Raw genomic sequence first — 16,443 nt, 5'->3', positions numbered from 1 at the left:
CTGTCCGGCGAACACGGATTGTTGAATGCCGATGCGAGCCGCTTCTTCGGGCTCGCCGGTGCTCTCCGGGAGGATCGGCGAAATGGACGAGCGCGAGAAGCCGGACAGCCGCAGCGAGGCGGAATGGGCGGCGGACCGCGAGCGCCTGCGCACGCGCCTCGACCGCTTCAAGGCCGGGCAGTCGGCGATGGAGGACGCCCCCGGGCCCGGCGGCAGCATGAAGGGCATGGCGCAGGGCTTCAAGATCGCCAGCGAGTTCATCGCGGGCATCGCGGTGGGCGGCGCCATCGGCTGGGGCGTCGACAGCCTGTTCGGCACGCTGCCCTTCGGGCTCGTGATCTTCCTGCTGCTCGGCTTCGCCGCCGGCGTTCTCAACGTCGTGCGCTCCACCCGTCCGAAGGCCGACGAGCCCCCGCCATCCCCCTGACGGCGCAACGGCTTGGGCGATGACACGGGGGTGATCGCGCTCGTCCCCGCCAATTCGCCTTCGGGGTGTTGCGAAGCCCGGTTCGGGACGCTATGGCAGTGGCGCCCGCAAAGGGCCCGCACAAAGAGGACTTAAGCGTTTGGCGAACGATCCGCTTCATCAGTTCCAGATTTCTCGGATCGTTCCGATCGAGATCGGCGGGGTCGACTTCTCGTTCACGAATTCATCGCTCTTCATGGTCGCGACCGTCGCCGTCGCCACCGGCTTCCTCTACTGGTCGACGCGGGGCCGCGGCCTCGTTCCCAATCGCAGCCAGTCGGTGTCGGAGCTTTCCTACGAGTTCATCGCCAAGATGCTGCGCGATGCCGCCGGCAAGGAGGGGATGCGCTTCTTCCCCTTCGTGTTCTCTCTCTTCATGTTCATCCTGGTCGCCAACCTGATCGGGATGTTCCCCTACTTCTTCACCGTCACCAGCCACATCATCGTCACCTTCGCGCTCGCGCTGCTCGTGATCGGCACGGTGGTGGCCTACGGCATCAAGGCCAACGGTCTCGGCTGGTTCAAGGTCTTCGTGCCCTCGGGCGTGCCCGGCTCGATCCTGCCCTTCGTCGTTCTGATCGAGCTGATCTCGTTCCTCTCGCGTCCGATCTCGCTCTCGGTTCGTCTCTTCGCCAACATGCTGGCCGGTCACATCACCCTCAAGGTGTTCGCCGGCTTCGTCGTCTCGCTCGGCAGCCTCGGCGCCGTGGGCGTGGTCGGCGCGCTCCTGCCCATGCTGATGACCGTCGGCATCACGGCGCTGGAGTTTCTCGTCGCCTTCCTGCAGGCCTACGTCTTCGCGATCCTGACCTGCATGTACCTCAACGACGCGGTCCACGTTCACCACTGACCCGTCTTCGCTTTCGCGGCCCCGTGCCGCGGATCCTACCCCGCACGATCCAATCAAAAGGAGTTCTCATGGACGCGGAAGCTGCACGTTACATCGGCGCTGGTCTTGCCTGCTTCGGCATGGCCGGTACCGCTCTTGCCCTCGGCAACATCTTCTCGAGCTTCCTCACGGGCGCCCTGCGCAACCCGTCGGCTGCCGACGGTCAGTTCGGCCGTCTCGTGTTCGGCTTCGCCGTCACCGAAGCGCTCGGCATCTTCTCGCTGCTGATCGCGCTGCTGCTGCTCTTCGTCTAAGCATCGTCCCCAGGGGATTGTGCAGCCGGCCGCTCCCGAATGGGGGCGGCCGGACCCGTATCATCGGAGTTCGTCATGTTCGTTACAGCCGCCTTCGCGCAGGCCGAGACACCGGATGCGGGGCATGGAGCCACTTTGATGGAATCGCCAGTACCCGCGACCGGAGAAGCGATCCACGTTCCCGAAGGGTCGCACGAGGAAGCCGGCTTCCCGCCGATGAACCCAGAGTTCTTCGCCTCGCAGATCCTGTGGCTGGCGATCTCGTTCGGCGTCTTCTACTACGTTCTTTCCAAGACCATCCTGCCGCGCATCGCCGCGATCCTCGAGAACCGGCGCGAGCGCATCGCCGTCGACCTCGACGCCGCCGAGCGCATGCGCGCCGATGCCGACGAGGCCCAGGCCGCCTACGAGCAGGAACTGGCTTCCGCCCGTGAGAATTCCCATCGCATCGCGATCGAGGCCCGCGACGGCGCCCGCGCCGACGCCGACGCGCAGCGCAAGCGCATCGAGGCCGAGCTCGACGCCAAGCTCGAAGCCGCGCAGGCCCAGATCGCCGACGTGAAGGCCCGCGCCCTCGCCGATGTCGACGGCATCGCCGAAGACGCCGCCGAGACCATCCTCGCCGAGCTGACCCGCCTCGACGTGTCCCGCGAGGACGTGTCGCGCGCCGTCCGCTCCGTCCGCTCGTAACAGGAGGTCCCCTTGGCGTTCGACAACACGTTCTGGGCCCTGATCGGCCTCATCCTCTTCTTCGTGCTGATCGCCTATCTGAAGGTGCCCGGCATGATGTCGAAGGCGCTCGACAAGCGCTCGCACCAGATCCGCAACGAGATCGAGGAAGCGCGCGAGCTGAAGGAAGAGGCCAAGCGTCAGCTCGCCGAGTTCCAGCGCCGCCGCCGCGAGGCCGAAGACGAGGCGCGCGAGATCGTCGCGATGGCGCAGCGCGAGGCGTCCGCCCTCCTCGAGGACGCGCACCGCAAGAGCGCGGAATACGTCGCTCGCCGCACGCAGGTCGCCGAGCAGAAGATCGTGCAGGCCGAGGCCGACGCGATCGCCGAGGTGCGCGCCTCTGCCGTGAACATCGCGGTCGAGGCCGCGACCCGAATCATCCAAGAGCGCAATGTCGGCGGCGACGGCGCGATGACCGACCAGTCGATCGCCGAGGTCCGCCGCCGTCTGAACTGACGGGCGCGTCCCAGTCACTATCGAAGAAAGCCGGCTCGTGAGGGCCGGCTTTCTGCATTTCGGGTGTCGCTGTCTCGCCTCGCCGCTCGCAGTCAGTCCTCGCTCGCCACCCCTGCAGCGCTGCCGGCGAGCCGCGCCCGGTCGCTCTCGATCTCGCGGCGCATGGCCTGGCCCGTGCCGGGCGCCACCAGCCCGTGCTCCTCGCAGGTTCGCGCCGCGCCCTCGAGAGTAGGGCTGGTGGTGATCGCGACGCCGGCCGCGTCGATCGCAGCCACGGCCGCCGCGACGGCGGGCCGCTGTCCCTTCGGCGAGACGTCGCGCAAGTGCACCGAGAGTATGCGCCCGGGATGGCGCCGCACGATGTCGGCATAGATCTCGGCGTCGCGCTGGCCGGTGTCGCCGATGAGGATGAAGGCCAACGCGGGATAGCCTCGAAGAAGCGTCTCGATCGCGGCGGTCTTGTGCGTGGCGTGGCTGCCCGTCAGCCATTGCGTCGGCGTCAGGCCGAAATCCTTGAGGAACATCGGTCCGGCCGGAAGACCGCGCCGCTGGAGGAACTCGGCGAAGAGCTCGTAGAGGTTCCACGGGCTGGACGAGACGTAGAAGATCGGGTTGGTCTCGCCGCCCCGCACGCCCGCCGCCAGCGCGCGGTAGAGGAAGGCGATGCCAGGGAAGGCGACGCGGCTCTCGGCCGAGTTCAACGCGACCGTGCGCACGTGGTCGAGAAAATGCTGCGCGCTGGTCTCGACGATCGTGTCGTCGATGTCGGAGACGACCGCGAAGGCAGCGTCCGGCGAAACGCAACGGATCTCGGCCCCGCAGCGGATCGGCGCGAAGCGATAGCCCGGCGCGCCTTCCAGCCGCAACGCGATCGGCTGCCAGGGGGCGTCCCCGAGACCATCGGGCAGTTCGGTGCGCTCGATCGACAGCGAGAAGAAGCCCTCGCGGCTCGTCGTGGCGCGCCCGGAGAGGCCGAAGCCGCTCCATGTGATCTCGGCGCCGCGGATCTCGTCGGTCTCGTAGCGCCGATAGGTGCGCCAGAGGTTGCGCCAGCGCGATCGCGTCGGCCGGGCGTGAATGACCTTCTCGTCTTCGACGACCCGCCCCGTGAGATGCAGGGCATCCGCGCCCGCCCATCCGCGGTAGGGCAGCATGATCGGCGGCGAGGTGAGACGCAGGGCGATCTTGGCGCGGTAGCGAAGGTCGCCCCAGCGATGGGCGAGCGTTCCGGCAATGCGCAGGGGAAGGGGGCTGGACACGATGCGTTTCCGGTCGAGAGCGGTTTGGGGCGAGAAGCCATGAGCGGGGAGGGCTTCGGCGGTTCGCAGGTGGAGGAGGCTGGCTGCACCATGTCCGCCGGAGGCAAGCAGCGACCTCTGGTCATCGGTCCCGTCGTCACTCATCGCGATGCGGGCGGCGAATGTCGGCCTGCGGCCGGTCGATGGCAGTTCGCGTTGAAACGGGACAACTGCCAACACAGCTTGGCGACGAGTTCACGCGTCGACTCTTCGTTGCCGGGATGCCCGGCGAGCCTTGCCGGCAACGTGGGGAGCAACCGTCACGGCGAAGGGACGCCGACAAGCGGTACCGCCTGCCCGCCGGGCGCAGCCAACTCGCTGGACCAACGCTAGTGCAGCGGCACCTTACCCTCGACGATCGCCTGCCGCGCCGCCTCGTGGCGAGCGTGCATCTCGCGGAAGCGTTCGAGTTCGGCGCCTTCGAGTTCACCGCTCTGGTCGCGGCGCGCCAGGAGAAGATAGGCCTCGCTCTCCTCCGGCGTCAGCCCGACATAGATCTCGTGTCCGCCCTCATTGATCGTGATGGCGCGCATCGCCTCCAGGAACTCGCGCTCCGCATCGGTGAGATTCATCACAGGTCTCCTCCTCGTTTCCCCGCAAACTAGGGCCGCTCGCGCCCGGGCGAAGCCTCCCCGACCGTGGATGCAGGCAATTCCTGCCGGCGCCTGCGATTTGCCCCGGCGGCGGCGGCGCGCTATCCCCCTTCGCGGCGGGTGGCCGGCGACGCGCCGCCCAGCAGAGGGAGCGACGTCATGACCGCAGACGCAGCGAGCCGCCAGCGCGATCTTGAGCGGTTCCACGCCCCACATTCCCATGGTTTCGTGCGCGTCTGCGCCGTGACGCCCCGCGTGCATCCCGCCGATCCCCGCGGCAATGGCGGGGCGCTGCTGGCCGAGATCCGCCGCGCGGACACGGCGGGCGCCGATCTCGTGGTGACGCCCGAACTCGCCCTCTCGGGCTACGCGATCGACGACCTCCTGTTGCAGGACGCCCTGCTCGACGAGGTGGAGACCGCGCTCGACGATCTGCGGCAGGCAACGAGCGATCTCGGCCCGCTCGTCCTCGTCGGCGCCCCGCTGCGGCGCAACGGGCGGCTCTACAATTGCGCGGTGGCGATGTCGCGCGGCCGCATTCTCGGCGTCGTGCCGAAGAGCTTCCCGCCGAACTACCGCGAGTTCTACGAGCGCCGCTGGTTCGCCGGCGGCGCGGGCATCGTGGAGGCCGAAATCACGGTGGCGGGGGCGCGCGTCCCCTTCGGCGTCGATCTTCTTTTCTCCGCCGACGATCTTCCCGACTTCGTGGTCCATGCCGAGATCTGCGAGGACTTTTGGGTCGCCGCGCCCCCATCGACGCGTGGTGCGCTCGCCGGCGCCACGGTGCTCTGCAATCTCTCGGCCTCCAACATCGTGGTCGGCAAGTCGGCGGACCGGCATCTCCTCTGCGCCTCGCAGGCGATGCGCTGCATCGCGGCCTATGTCTATTCGGCGGCGGGCTTCGGCGAGAGCACCAACGATCTCGCCTGGGACGGGCAGGCGATGATCCATGAGCTCGGCGATCTCCTCGCCGAGTCCGACCGTTTCGCCCGCGAGCCCGCGATCACCTTCGCCGACGTCGATCTGCAGCGCATCCGGCAGGAGCGGATGCGCACCACCTCCTTCAACGACACGGCGATGGCCGAGGGCGACCCGGAATGGAGCTTCCGGCGCATCGGCTTCGAGCACCGGCCGGACTATGCCGTGCGCGATCTTAAGCGCCCGATCCGGCGCTTTCCCTACGTGCCGAACAGTCCGGCGCGGCTCGACGAGGATTGCTACGAGGCCTTCAACATCCAGGTCCACGCGCTCGCCCGCCGCTTCGAAGCGACGCCCGGCGACCGGATGGTGATCGGCGTCTCCGGCGGGCTGGATTCCACGCATGCACTGGTGGTGGCGGCGCGCACCTGCGACCTTCTCGGCCTGCCGCGCCGCGCCATTCTCGGCTTCACCCTGCCGGGCTTCGCCACCGGCGAGGCGACCAAGCGCAACGCCTGGGCGCTGATGCGCGCGATGGGCATCGAGGCGGCCGAGATCGACATTCGCCCGGCGGCGCGCCAGATGCTGGCCGACATGGGCCACCCCTTCGCCGGCGGCGAGCCGGTCTACGACATCACCTTCGAGAACGTGCAGGCGGGCCTTCGCACCGACTATCTCTTCCGCATCGCCAACCAGCGAAACGGCTTCGTGATCGGCACGGGCGACCTGTCGGAGCTGGCGCTGGGGTGGTGCACCTATGGCGTCGGCGACCAGATGAGCCATTACGGCGTCAATGCCGGCGTGCCGAAGACGCTGATCCAGTATCTCATCCGCTGGTGCGTGGCCGGCGGCGAGTTCGACGCCGACACGAGCGCGGTGCTGCAGGCGATCGTCGACACCGAGATCTCGCCCGAACTCGTGCCGGCCGATGCCGGCGGCGCGATCCAGAGCACCGAGGCGAAGATCGGCCCCTACGAGCTCAACGACTTCTTCCTGTTCCACACGATGCGCTACGGCCTGTCGCCCGCCAAGGTCGCCTTCCTGACGCTGCAGGCCTGGGGCTCGCGCGAGGGCGGGCTGTGGCCGGCGGGGTTTCCCGAGGGCAAGAAGAACGAATACGACCTCGCCACCATCCGGCACTGGCTGGAGCGCTTCCTCGTGCGCTTCTTCCAGACCAGCCAGTTCAAGCGCACGGCCATGCCCAACGGGCCGAAGGTCTCGGCCGGCGGCGCGCTCTCGCCGCGCGGCGACTGGCGCGCGCCCTCCGATTCCATGGCGAGCGCCTGGCTGCGCGATCTCGACCGCGTGCCGCGGGCGTGAAGCCGGTTGTTTCTTTTCGCGCCCATGGAAACCCGGAAGCAGCAGTGCTAGATGTAGCGGCGACGGGCTGCACGGTGCGACAGGGATAACATATTCCCCGGGGCCTTACGCATCCCCTAGGGAGCTGTCCCTGCTGCGGCCCGTGGGCTGCGGTACACGGCGCCCACCTACTTTGTAGGTTCCCGGGATCGATCTTCTCATCGGCCGAGGTGGCTCGTCACTCCTCACCCCATTTTCGCCTTTCAACGCCGCGGGCGGCGACAGGCATGCCATCGGCCGGTCGATCCCCGACCTTGCCAGAGTGGCACGACCGGGCTAGCGACGCCGCGAACCGATCGGGGAGCGCCATGGACGCCATCGCGGAACGCAAGGCGGTGCTGCGCCACGAGGCACGGGCACGTCGCGACGCGCTTCCCGTCGCCGAACGCATCGAGGCGTCCTTCACGATGGCCGAACGCGTGGCGGGCGCGCTGCGCTTCGACGCCGGCACGGTGATCTCGGCCTATCTGCCGATCGGCTCCGAGGTCGACCCGCGGCCCCTCATGGCGCTGCTGGCGGACCGGCGGGCCCGGTTGGCGGTGCCCGCCATCGTCGCGGGGGAGCTGGAGTTTCGCGAGCTGCTACGCGACGCGCCGCTGGAGCCACAGGGCTTCGGCACCCATGCGCCGGGCGCGGGCGCCGCCGTGCTGCAGCCCGCCATCCTCTTCGTGCCGCTTCTCGCCTTCGATCGCTCGGGCGCCCGCCTCGGCTATGGGCGCGGCTTCTACGACCGGGCCATCGCACGCCTGTCCGACATTCACCCGGACCTCCGCACCCTCGGCCTCGCCTTCGCCGCGCAGGAGGTGGACGAGGTGCCCACGGGCCCGCACGACCGTCGGCTCGACCTCGTGATCACGGAAAGCGAAGCTCAGGGCCCCAGCGCAGCGGCTTTTCCGACGCGGCCGGCGCGCTGACGCGCCGCGAGGGAGAGGCGAAGATCTGCGTCCAGTAGGGCTTGCCGCCCGCGCTCGCGCGCTCGCCGGCAAAGCCGATCTCGGTGACGCGGGGGTCGAGCAGATTGCGCCGATGCCCCGGCGAGTGGATCCACGCCTTCATCGCCCCGTCATAGTCGGGATAGGACTTGGCGATGTTCTCGGCCACCGTGCCCCAGCGATAGCCGGCCGTCTCGACGCGCGTCGTCAGCACGCCCGCGACCTCGTGGTCCATCGTATCGCGAGCCGCCATGGCTGCCGACTGCGCGGTGGCCGCCCGCATCAGCGTCTCGTTGATCGCAAGCGCTTTCAGCCCATGCTCGCCGCGAAAGGCGTTGACCGCGGCGAGCGCCGCCTCGCGCTCGATCGGCACGGCGGTCACGCGGGCGGCCGGCGTCGGCGCGGGCGTCGCGCAGCCGGCGAGGAGGAGCGCGGCGGCGAGGAGCGCCGGAAACGTCGTTTTGCTGTTCAAGGATGGCCCTTCTCGCCATAAGGCATGTCGTTGTGGTGGAGCGGCGGCCCTATGTGATGCCGCTCCGGCCCTATTCTCTCGGAGTCGCCTCGTGATCGAGCTCACCACCTGGACCACCCCCAACGGCGAGAAGCCGATCATCATGCTGGAGGAGTGCGGCCTCGACTACGATCTGCGCCTTCTCGACATCTCCACCGGCAAACAGAAGGAATCGGACTTTCTTGCGATCAACCCGAACGGCCGGATCCCCGCGATCCTCGACCGGGAGGGCGACGAGGAGACGCGGGTCTTCGAGTCCGGCGCGATCCTCGTCCATCTCGCCGAGAAGACCGGACGCTTTCTGGCGAGCGCCGGTCCGGCGCGCGCCGAAGCGCTCGGCTGGACCTTCTTCCAGGCCGGCGGCACCGGGCCGATGATCGGCCAGATCCACTATTTCAAGAACGCGAGCGAGCGCAGCGACTTCGCCATCCGCCGTTTCGAGCGCGAGGCCGAGCGGCTGCTCGGCGTGCTCGACACCCGGCTAAAGGACGCCGAGTATCTGGCGGGCGAATACTCGATCGCCGACGTGATGAACTGGTCCTGGGCCGTGTCGGGACTGAAGGATCTCGACGCCCGCGACCGCTTTCCCGCGCTGGCCGACTGGGTGGACCGGGTGGGAGACCGCGCTGCGGTGCGCCGGGCGCTCGCCAAGCTGACGGCGGCCAAGGAGGCGTTGGCGGCATGAGGTTCCTGTTTCTCGGCGACATGGTGGGCCGCGCCGGCCGCACGGCGGTGTACGAGCGCCTGCCCGGCCTCGTCGCCGACTGGCGGCTCGATTTCGTGGTGGTGAACGGCGAGAACGCCGCAGGCGGCTTCGGCATCACCGAGGACATCTTCGAGGAGACGGTGGCGGCTGGCGCCGACGTGGTGACCACCGGCAATCACGCCTTCGACCAGCGTGAGGCGCTGACCTTCGCACCCCGGCACGACCGGTTCCTACGCCCCGCCAATTATCCCCCGGGCACGCCCGGCCGGGGATCGGGGCTCTTCGAAGCGAAGAACGGCGCGCGTGTCCTCGTCGCCAACGTGATGGGCCGCGCCTTCATGCATCCCGATCTCGACGATCCCTTCCGCGCCATCGGCGACATCGTGGCGGCCTGTCCGCTCGGCGAGCAGGCCGATGCCGTGATCGTCGATTTCCACGCCGAGGCGACCAGCGAAAAGCAGTGCTTCGGCCATTTCCTCGACGGGCGCGCCTCGGTGGTGGTGGGCACGCATACCCATGTGCCGACCGCCGACCACCAGATCCTGCCGGGCGGCACGGCCTACCAGTCGGATGCCGGCATGTGCGGCGACTATGATAGCTCGCTCGGCATGGAGAAGGAGGAGCCGCTGAACCGCTTCCTCACCAAGGTGCCGCGCGGCCGCTTCGAGGCGGCCTCCGGTCCGGCGACGATCTGCGGCCTCGCCGTGGAGATCTCCGACCGCACGGGCCTCGCCGAAAAGGTCGCGGCGGTGCGCATCGGCGCGCGGCTGGAGCCCGTGGTTCCGAGCTTCTGGTAGGCATCTCGCCCGCCGCCCCACTCGCGCCCCGAACGGGGCGGCAGATGTCGGCGGCGGCGTGACCGGCGAGGTGACGCATGGCTCGATCGCGCGGGAAGGGCGGCCATGAGATGGGGATACCGCCCGAATGTGCTGGCGCTCGCCGCCGCGCTGATCTCCTTCGCCACCTCGGCACCCCCGCATTTCAAGGTGAAGGGGCTGGGCGCCGACCTCCGGGCGTCCTCGCTGATTCAGATCGACGACGACGAGGAGCGCGAGATCCTGCCGGCCACCGTCGAGGACGAGGCCTCGCCCGACGACGAGCCCGACGCGGAGGGGGACGGAGAGGCCTGACAGTCAGGCGTTCCCGCGTTTCACACGCCCTCGAGCAGGATCACGGTGGGCTGGCGCGGCAGGGTGCGCGGCGAGAGGGTGAGCGAGGCCGTCGGTCGGCGCTCCACCGCGAAATCGGGGATGGCGGCGAGGAAGCGCTCGATCGGCGTGCGGAAGCGGTGCATCGGCAGCACCACAGAGGAATGCAGGCGCTCGGCGATCTCGCCCATGCCGGCCTGGCTCATCGTCCACGAGCCGTCGACGGGCACCATCAAGACGTCGAGCCGGCCGATCGCGGCATAGTCCTCGTCGGTCAGCTGGTGGTGCAGATGGCCGAGATGGCCGATGCAGAGGCCCGCGACCTCGAACACGAAGATCGAGTTGCCGTCGGCCTCGAACGTCCCGAAGCGGTCGATGTCGGTGGGCACGTTGCGCACCAGCACGTCCTCGACCTCCAGCGAATGGCGGGCAGGCCCGTTGCCGGCGGGGTTCCAGCCGCGCAAGACATGCGGGATCGCGGGGTCGGGAAACTCGGTGTAGTGCGTGGAATGCGCGTGGTTCATCGTCACGATGTCGGGCGGATCGCCGGGCCCCGACAGGCCCGAGAAGTCGGTGGCGATGCGCACGCCCCCGGCGCTCTCGATCAGGTACGTGGAATGGTGGATGTAGGTGATCTCCACCTCGTCGCGGGCGAGCGCCGCGTTCCAGACGGGCGGGCGGGCACGGTCGCGGAAGTCGGCGAAGCGGGCCTTCGGCGTCGCCTCGGCGATCGCGAGACAGGTGGAGGGGCTCTGCTGCGCGAGCGCCGCGCCGCCGGGCCAAGCCAGGGCGAGAAGCGCCAGAGCCATCGTTCGCCGACCCATCGCCCGTCTCCGGCTTGCCGTTGCGCTTGGGCGTCGAGACTATCGGGCGGGCGGCGAGCGCCAACTCACCTTCACGTCATCGCGGCGCAGGGGGATCGGGGGATCGACCGCAGCGCCGCATCGCCCTTGCTGGACGCGCGCGCCCGAAGATTTTATAGGACGGACATTCCCAACGCACGACGAGAAGGTGACGGATGGCCGGTCATAGCCAATTCAAGAACATCATGCACCGCAAGGGCCGGCAGGACGCGGTGCGCTCGAAGATGTTCTCCAAGCTGGCGCGCGAGATCTTCGTGGCGGCGAAGGCCGGACTGCCCGACCCCTCGATGAACGCGCGCCTGCGCCTCGCCATCGCCAACGCCAAGGCGCAGTCGATGCCGAAGGACAACATCGACCGCGCGGTGAAGAAGGCCTCCGGCAGCGATTCGGAGAATTACGACGAGGTGCGCTACGAGGGCTACGGCCCCGGCGGCGTCGCGGTGATCGTGGAAGCGCTCACCGACAACCGCAACCGCACGGCCTCGAACGTGCGCTCCTACTTCACCAAGGCCGGCGGCGCGATGGGCGAGACCGGCTCGGTGTCGTTCATGTTCGACCATGTCGGCGAGATCACCTATCCCGCCAAGGCAGGCGACGCCGACAAGGTGATGGAGGCCGCGATCGAGGCGGGCGCCGACGACGTGCAGTCCGACGAGGACGGCCATCGCATCATCACCGCCTTCGAGGATCTCGGCGAGGTGGCGGCCGCGCTGGAGACCTCGCTCGGCGAGCCCGAGAGCGTCAAGACGATCTGGCGCCCGCAGACCGGCACGCCGGTGGACGAGGACAAGGCGCAGAGCGTGCTGCGGCTGATCGGCAATCTCGACGACGACGACGACGTGCAGAACGTCTACGCCAATTTTGAGGTCGACGAGGAGACGATGGCCAAGCTCTCGGCCGCCTGACGAACGTCTTCGGCGATTTGGATGACGAAGGCCGCGCCGGAAGCCCCGGTGCGGCCTTCGCCGCGTCAGCTCTTCGGCACCACGGGCGTGGAAGTGGCGCGCTGCGCCTCGGCGGCCGGTACGATCGTCTCGGCGACGAGCCGGTGCAGCTCCTGGACGTAGCCGCTGCGCCCCGAGGGCTGCGTCTCGTCCGAGGTGATCGCCACCGTGAGCGCGAGGTCCGGCACGACGTAGATCATCTGTCCGCCATAGCCCCAGCCATAGGCGACGTCGTGGCCGGCGAGACGATCGATGAACCAGCCGTAGCCATAGCGCCCGTCGTGGAAGCGCGAAGTCGTGCGCGGCGTCCACGAGCGGTCGATCCAGTCCTTCGAGAGGATGCGCGTGCCGTCCGCCGCCGTGCCGCCGCGCCGGTAGAGTTCGCCGAAGGCGAGCAGCGAGCGCGGCGTCATCGCCATCTGGTTGCCGCCGAGATAGACCCCTTGCGGATCGCGCTCCCAGTCGGCGATCTCGACCCCGGCGGGGCGCAGCCACTCGCGCGCTAAGGCCAGCGTCGAGCGACCGCTCGCCTTCGTCAGGATGGCGGAAAGAAGATGCGTCGAGCCGGTGGAGTAAAGCATCGGGCCGCCGGGGTCGGCGGCGAAGGGGCGCGCCAGCGCGTCGCGCACCCAGTTGCGCGAGGCGATCCAGCTGCCGTAGTTGGCGCCCGACGTGCGCTCCAGCCCGGCCTGCATCGACAGGAGATGGCCCACCGTGACGCTCGCGAGCCGCAGATCGGGGTCGGCCGGGAAGTCGGCCCGCAGAAAGTCCGAGATCGGCTGGTCCGGCCCCTCGATCAGTCCCTTGTCGATCGCGATGCCGACCAGCGCCGAGACCACGGATTTCGATGCCGACTTGATGTTGGTCGATGCGTTCGTGCGGCTGCCGCGAAAGCCCTCGTCCACTTGCGTTTGCCCGTCGACGGCGACGAGCAGCGTTTCCAGCGGCGGCAGCGAGCGGGCCCGCTCGATCGCCGCTCCGAAGCCGACGGCAGCGCTCAGTGCTCCGTCGCGCAGTTCGGCTGGTACCGGCGCGGACGGTGTTTCCTGCGCGCCGGCAGCGCCGGGAAGGAGAAGGGCACCGGCGGCGAGCGTGGCGAGACGGCGGGAGAGCGATCGTGTCATGACGGCGAGATGGGTCGGCGAAGACGACGCTGCGAGGGCCGTCACCACTTGTTGAAGGCCGTCCGATTGCTGTCGATCCGCCTTCGTTTCCGCTCCGTTCACTCTTTGTCTTTATCGCTGGCGCCGATCAGGGTAAGCAGGAGGTGAACGGCATCATGTTGCAGGGGCGGACCATTCGGATCATTGGCATCGACCCGGGCCTTCGCCGCACCGGCTGGGGCGTCGTCGAGACGCTCGGCAACTCGCTGCGCTTCGTGGCGAGCGGCACCGTGACCTCCGACAACAGTCTCGACCTCGCCTCGCGCCTGCGTCAGCTCCACGACGGGCTGCAGGCCGTGCTGCATGAGTTCCAGCCGGAAGAGGCGGCGGTGGAGCAGACCTTCGTCAACAAGGACGCGGTGGCGACGCTGAAGCTCGGCCAGGCCCGCGGCATCGCCATGGTGGTGCCCGCGCTCGCCGGCCTGCCGGTGGCCGAATACGCGCCGAACGCCGTGAAGAAGGCGGTGATCGGCGTCGGCCACGGCGAGAAGAAACAGATCCACATGATGGTCAAGGTGCTGATGCCGAAGGCCACCTTCGACACTGACGACGCTGCCGACGCTCTCGCCATCGCCATCTGCCACACCCATCACCGCCAGTCCGCACAGGCCCGCGCGGCCTTTGCCGGGCTCTAGATGTTCTTGACCTGTTCCTATTCTTCCCGTAGGTAATACCATCGAGGTATTACTTTCGAAGGTGACCCGAGGAGGATCGATCCATGCGCGTCACCGAGAAGGGGCAGGTCACCATTCCCAAGCCGATCCGCGACAAGCTGAAGATCGGGCCGGGCAGCGAGGTCGAGTTCGTGGAGCGCGGCGACGTGGTCGAGGTCGTTGCCAAACATATGGACGAGACGCCCCGACAGAGGCGCGAACGGCTGCAACGCCATCTCGACGAGATGCGCGGAACGGTCGATCTCGGCGGGATGACGACCGACGAATTCATGGAATCACTGCGAGGACCGCGTGACGATCTCGACCCTCGTTGATTCCAACGTCATTCTCGATCTCGTCGGTGTCGATTCCGTTCCAGATCAGCGGCTCTGGTCGTCCCGCATGCTGCTGGACGCCGAGGAGCAGGGCCGGATCTACGTCAACGCGATCGTCTGGGCCGAGGTGACGCAACGCTTTGCGAATGGCCGGATCCTTCGGGTGATGCTGCAACCGTTCGAGTGTGTCGAGGAAGACTTCCCCTTCGCGGCCGCTTTTCCTGCAGGCCAAGCCCATCGCCTCTACCGCGAGCGGGGCGGGGCGCGCGAGCGCACCCTGCCGGACTTTTTCATCGGCGCCCATGCGCTGGTGGCCGGGCACCGGCTGCTGACGCGCGACGCCGCGCGCTACCGCAGCTACTTTCCCGATCTGGACATCCTCTCGCCGGAGACCCATCCTTGATCGGAAAGTTGAAAGGCACGGTCGACGAGATCGGCGAGGACCACGTGGTGATCGACGTCCACGGCGTCGGCTACGTCGCGTTCTGCGGCGGGCGCACGCTTGCCGGGCTCGGCGCCGTCGGCGAAGCGGCGGTGCTCTTGATCGAGACCTATGTTCGCGAGGACATGATCCGCCTCTACGGCTTCGCCTCGGCGGCCGAGCGCGACTGGTTCCGCCTCCTGCAGAACGTGCAGGGGGTCGGCGCCAAGGTGGCGCTCGCCGTGGTCGGCGTGCTGTCGCCGGGCGACCTCGCCAATGCCGTGGCGCTGCAGGACAAGGCGATGGTGTCGCGCGCGCCCGGCGTCGGCCCGAAGGTCGCCGCGCGCATCGTCGCCGAGCTGAAGGACAAGGCGCCGGCCTTTTCGGGCGCCGGGTCGGACGAAAGCTTCGGGTTGAAGCGCGAGATCGGCGAGGGCGTCGCGCCTGCGCCGATCGCCGACGCGGTCTCGGCGCTCGTCAATCTCGGCTATTCGCGTGAGCAGGCGGCCGGTGCGGTGGCGACCGCCGTGCGCGAGGGGGGCGAGGGGGCGGCGTCCACCGTGCTGATCCGACTGGGGCTCAAGGCGCTCAGCCGATAGGATGACGCATCGGATCTGCGGGGCGTCGCGTGCGAATTGCGCCGAACCCGTCGTTTGATTGGAAAAGCGGGAGCGCCGTGCCTCGACGAGAGGTGCATGGCGCTCTCGCCCGCCGCCTCGACAGGGGCCGACCCGAACTGGTAGCGCCGAACCATGAGCCAGCCCACCCGCCTCCTGACCCCCGAAAAACGCGGCGAGGACGTCGATTCGACGCTGCGCCCGCAGCGGCTCGACGATTTCGTCGGGCAGGCGGCGGCGCGCGCCAACCTGAAGATCTTCATCGAGGCGGCCAAGACCCGCGGCGAGGCGCTCGACCACGTGCTCTTCGTCGGGCCGCCCGGCCTCGGCAAGACGACGCTGGCGCAGATCATGGCCAAGGAGCTCGGCGTCAACTTCCGCTCGACCTCCGGCCCGGTGATCGCCAAGGCCGGCGACCTCGCCGCGCTCCTCACCAATCTCGAGGAGCGCGACGTGCTCTTCATCGACGAGATCCACCGCCTCTCGCCGGCGGTGGAGGAGATCCTCTATCCCGCGATGGAGGATTTCCAGCTCGACCTCATCATCGGCGAAGGGCCGGCGGCGCGCTCGGTGAAGATCGATCTCTCGCGCTTCACGCTGGTGGCGGCGACGACGCGCATCGGCCTGCTGACGACGCCGCTGCGCGACCGCTTCGGCATTCCCGTGCGGCTGAACTTCTACACGGTGCCCGAGCTCGAGCACATCGTGAAGCGCGGCGCGCGGCTGATGAGCCTGCCCATGGGCGAGGACGGCGCGCGCGAGATCGCGCGCCGGGCGCGCGGCACGCCGCGCATCGCCGGCCGGCTGCTGCGCCGGGTGCGCGACTTCGCGACCATGGCGGGGGTGGAAAGCGTCGACCGGCGCATCGCCGACGAGGCGCTGACGCGGCTGGAGGTGGACACGCTCGGCCTCGACCAGCTCGACCGGCGCTATCTCGATCTCATCGCGCTGAATTTCGGCGGCGGTCCCGTCGGCATCGAGACGATCGCCGCGGCGCTCTCCGAGCCGCGCGACGCGATCGAGGACATCGTCGAGCCCTATCTGCTGCAGCAGGGCTTCATCCAGCGCACGCCGCGCGGGCGCATGCTGACGCAACACGCCTTCCGTCATATCGGGCTCGCGGTGCCCTCGGGCTGGCAGGGTGCGCAGGCCAGCCTCTTCGAGGCGAGCGCCGAGGACGACTGACGG

At 68.7% G+C, this 16,443-nt stretch carries 21 protein-coding genes and 1 other RNA gene; 17 read left to right on the top strand and 5 right to left on the bottom strand.

Annotated elements, in window-relative coordinates; genetic code table 11:
- Positions 1–25 precede the first annotated feature (25 nt).
- From GGR04_RS03900 to GGR04_RS03880, 5 genes are all read left to right on the top strand, one after another.
- Positions 26–427 (top strand): AtpZ/AtpI family protein, encoded by a 402-nt coding sequence (locus GGR04_RS03900; protein ID WP_246392661.1) that lies wholly within the window; start codon positions 26–28, stop codon positions 425–427.
- Positions 428–566: 139 nt separating this feature from the next.
- The gene (locus GGR04_RS03895) at positions 567–1,316 is read left to right on the top strand and encodes a F0F1 ATP synthase subunit A (protein ID WP_183198034.1); all 750 of its coding nucleotides are present in this window, start codon (positions 567–569) and stop codon (positions 1,314–1,316) included.
- 68 nt (positions 1,317–1,384) lie between these two features.
- Positions 1,385–1,609, top strand: coding sequence for a F0F1 ATP synthase subunit C (locus GGR04_RS03890; RefSeq protein WP_019996925.1), 225 nt, complete (start codon positions 1,385–1,387; stop codon positions 1,607–1,609).
- A 75-nt stretch (positions 1,610–1,684) separates the two neighbouring features.
- Positions 1,685–2,299: a F0F1 ATP synthase subunit B gene (locus GGR04_RS03885; RefSeq protein ID WP_183198032.1), complete on the top strand. Its 615-nt coding sequence runs from the start codon at positions 1,685–1,687 to the stop codon at positions 2,297–2,299.
- 12 nt (positions 2,300–2,311) lie between these two features.
- On the top strand, positions 2,312–2,794 hold the full coding sequence (locus GGR04_RS03880; RefSeq protein ID WP_183198030.1) for a F0F1 ATP synthase subunit B: 483 nt from the start codon (positions 2,312–2,314) through the stop codon (positions 2,792–2,794).
- 92 nt (positions 2,795–2,886) lie between these two features.
- Here GGR04_RS03880 and GGR04_RS03875 read toward each other — a convergent pair whose 3' ends face one another.
- Positions 2,887–4,053: an App1 family protein phosphatidate phosphatase gene (locus tag GGR04_RS03875; protein ID WP_183198028.1), complete on the bottom strand. Its 1,167-nt coding sequence runs from the start codon at positions 4,051–4,053 to the stop codon at positions 2,887–2,889.
- A 368-nt stretch (positions 4,054–4,421) separates the two neighbouring features.
- A complete protein-coding gene (locus GGR04_RS03870) occupies positions 4,422–4,664 on the bottom strand; it encodes a hypothetical protein (protein WP_183198025.1) in 243 nt (80 codons plus the stop codon).
- Between the two features lie 180 nt (positions 4,665–4,844).
- Between GGR04_RS03870 and GGR04_RS03865 the strand changes: the two genes are divergently transcribed.
- The 3 genes from GGR04_RS03865 (at position 4,845) to GGR04_RS03855 (ending at position 7,876) form a co-directional block, all read left to right on the top strand.
- The gene (locus GGR04_RS03865; protein WP_183198024.1) at positions 4,845–6,923 is read left to right on the top strand and encodes an NAD(+) synthase; all 2,079 of its coding nucleotides are present in this window, start codon (positions 4,845–4,847) and stop codon (positions 6,921–6,923) included.
- Between the two features lie 61 nt (positions 6,924–6,984).
- Positions 6,985–7,143: non-coding RNA, 6S RNA (gene ssrS / locus GGR04_RS03860), on the top strand.
- A gap of 127 nt (positions 7,144–7,270) precedes the next feature.
- Complete coding sequence (locus GGR04_RS03855) at positions 7,271–7,876, top strand: 5-formyltetrahydrofolate cyclo-ligase (RefSeq protein ID WP_183198022.1); 606 nt, start codon at positions 7,271–7,273, stop codon at positions 7,874–7,876.
- On the opposite strand, the gene GGR04_RS03850 is transcribed toward GGR04_RS03855, so the two are convergent.
- A complete protein-coding gene (locus GGR04_RS03850; RefSeq protein ID WP_183198020.1) occupies positions 7,815–8,366 on the bottom strand; it encodes a CAP domain-containing protein in 552 nt (183 codons plus the stop codon). The genes GGR04_RS03855 and GGR04_RS03850 overlap by 62 nt on opposite strands.
- A 91-nt stretch (positions 8,367–8,457) precedes the next feature.
- Here GGR04_RS03850 and GGR04_RS03845 point away from each other — a divergent pair, with 91 nt between their 5' ends.
- From GGR04_RS03845 to GGR04_RS03835, 3 genes are all read left to right on the top strand, one after another.
- On the top strand, positions 8,458–9,090 hold the full coding sequence (locus GGR04_RS03845) for a glutathione S-transferase N-terminal domain-containing protein (RefSeq protein WP_183198018.1): 633 nt from the start codon (positions 8,458–8,460) through the stop codon (positions 9,088–9,090).
- Positions 9,087–9,908 carry a TIGR00282 family metallophosphoesterase gene (locus GGR04_RS03840; protein WP_183198015.1) on the top strand — a complete coding sequence of 274 codons (822 nt, stop codon included), beginning with the start codon at positions 9,087–9,089 and terminating at the stop codon, positions 9,906–9,908. Before GGR04_RS03845 ends, GGR04_RS03840 begins: the two co-directional genes overlap by 4 nt.
- Positions 9,909–10,013: 105 nt before the next feature.
- On the top strand, positions 10,014–10,241 hold the full coding sequence (locus GGR04_RS03835) for a hypothetical protein (RefSeq protein WP_183198013.1): 228 nt from the start codon (positions 10,014–10,016) through the stop codon (positions 10,239–10,241).
- Positions 10,242–10,261: 20 nt separating this feature from the next.
- Here GGR04_RS03835 and GGR04_RS03830 read toward each other — a convergent pair whose 3' ends face one another.
- The gene (locus GGR04_RS03830) at positions 10,262–11,083 is read right to left on the bottom strand and encodes an MBL fold metallo-hydrolase (protein WP_246392660.1); all 822 of its coding nucleotides are present in this window, start codon (positions 11,081–11,083) and stop codon (positions 10,262–10,264) included.
- 194 nt (positions 11,084–11,277) lie between these two features.
- Between GGR04_RS03830 and GGR04_RS03825 the strand changes: the two genes are divergently transcribed.
- Entirely contained in the window at positions 11,278–12,027 is a 750-nt protein-coding gene (locus tag GGR04_RS03825; RefSeq protein WP_183198011.1) for a YebC/PmpR family DNA-binding transcriptional regulator, read from the top strand.
- Between the two features lie 65 nt (positions 12,028–12,092).
- Here GGR04_RS03825 and GGR04_RS03820 read toward each other — a convergent pair whose 3' ends face one another.
- Complete coding sequence (locus tag GGR04_RS03820; RefSeq protein ID WP_183198009.1) at positions 12,093–13,190, bottom strand: serine hydrolase domain-containing protein; 1,098 nt, start codon at positions 13,188–13,190, stop codon at positions 12,093–12,095.
- Between the two features lie 155 nt (positions 13,191–13,345).
- Between GGR04_RS03820 and ruvC the strand changes: the two genes are divergently transcribed.
- The 5 genes from ruvC (at position 13,346) to ruvB (ending at position 16,440) form a co-directional block, all read left to right on the top strand.
- Entirely contained in the window at positions 13,346–13,864 is a 519-nt protein-coding gene (gene ruvC, locus GGR04_RS03815) for a crossover junction endodeoxyribonuclease RuvC (protein ID WP_183198007.1), read from the top strand.
- 83 nt (positions 13,865–13,947) lie between these two features.
- Positions 13,948–14,217: an AbrB/MazE/SpoVT family DNA-binding domain-containing protein gene (locus tag GGR04_RS03810; protein WP_183198006.1), complete on the top strand. Its 270-nt coding sequence runs from the start codon at positions 13,948–13,950 to the stop codon at positions 14,215–14,217.
- Positions 14,195–14,620: a type II toxin-antitoxin system VapC family toxin gene (locus GGR04_RS03805; RefSeq protein WP_183198004.1), complete on the top strand. Its 426-nt coding sequence runs from the start codon at positions 14,195–14,197 to the stop codon at positions 14,618–14,620. The genes GGR04_RS03810 and GGR04_RS03805 overlap by 23 nt, the downstream gene beginning before the upstream one ends.
- The gene (gene ruvA, locus GGR04_RS03800) at positions 14,617–15,237 is read left to right on the top strand and encodes a Holliday junction branch migration protein RuvA (protein WP_183198002.1); all 621 of its coding nucleotides are present in this window, start codon (positions 14,617–14,619) and stop codon (positions 15,235–15,237) included. The genes GGR04_RS03805 and ruvA overlap by 4 nt, the downstream gene beginning before the upstream one ends.
- A gap of 153 nt (positions 15,238–15,390) precedes the next feature.
- A complete protein-coding gene (ruvB, locus tag GGR04_RS03795; RefSeq protein ID WP_183198000.1) occupies positions 15,391–16,440 on the top strand; it encodes a Holliday junction branch migration DNA helicase RuvB in 1,050 nt (349 codons plus the stop codon).
- Positions 16,441–16,443 lie beyond the last annotated feature (3 nt).

This window comes from Aureimonas pseudogalii, assembly GCF_014196835.1.
GTDB classification, from domain to species: domain Bacteria; phylum Pseudomonadota; class Alphaproteobacteria; order Rhizobiales; family Rhizobiaceae; genus Aureimonas; species Aureimonas pseudogalii.
This window is presented reverse-complemented; position numbering and strand designations above follow the sequence as displayed.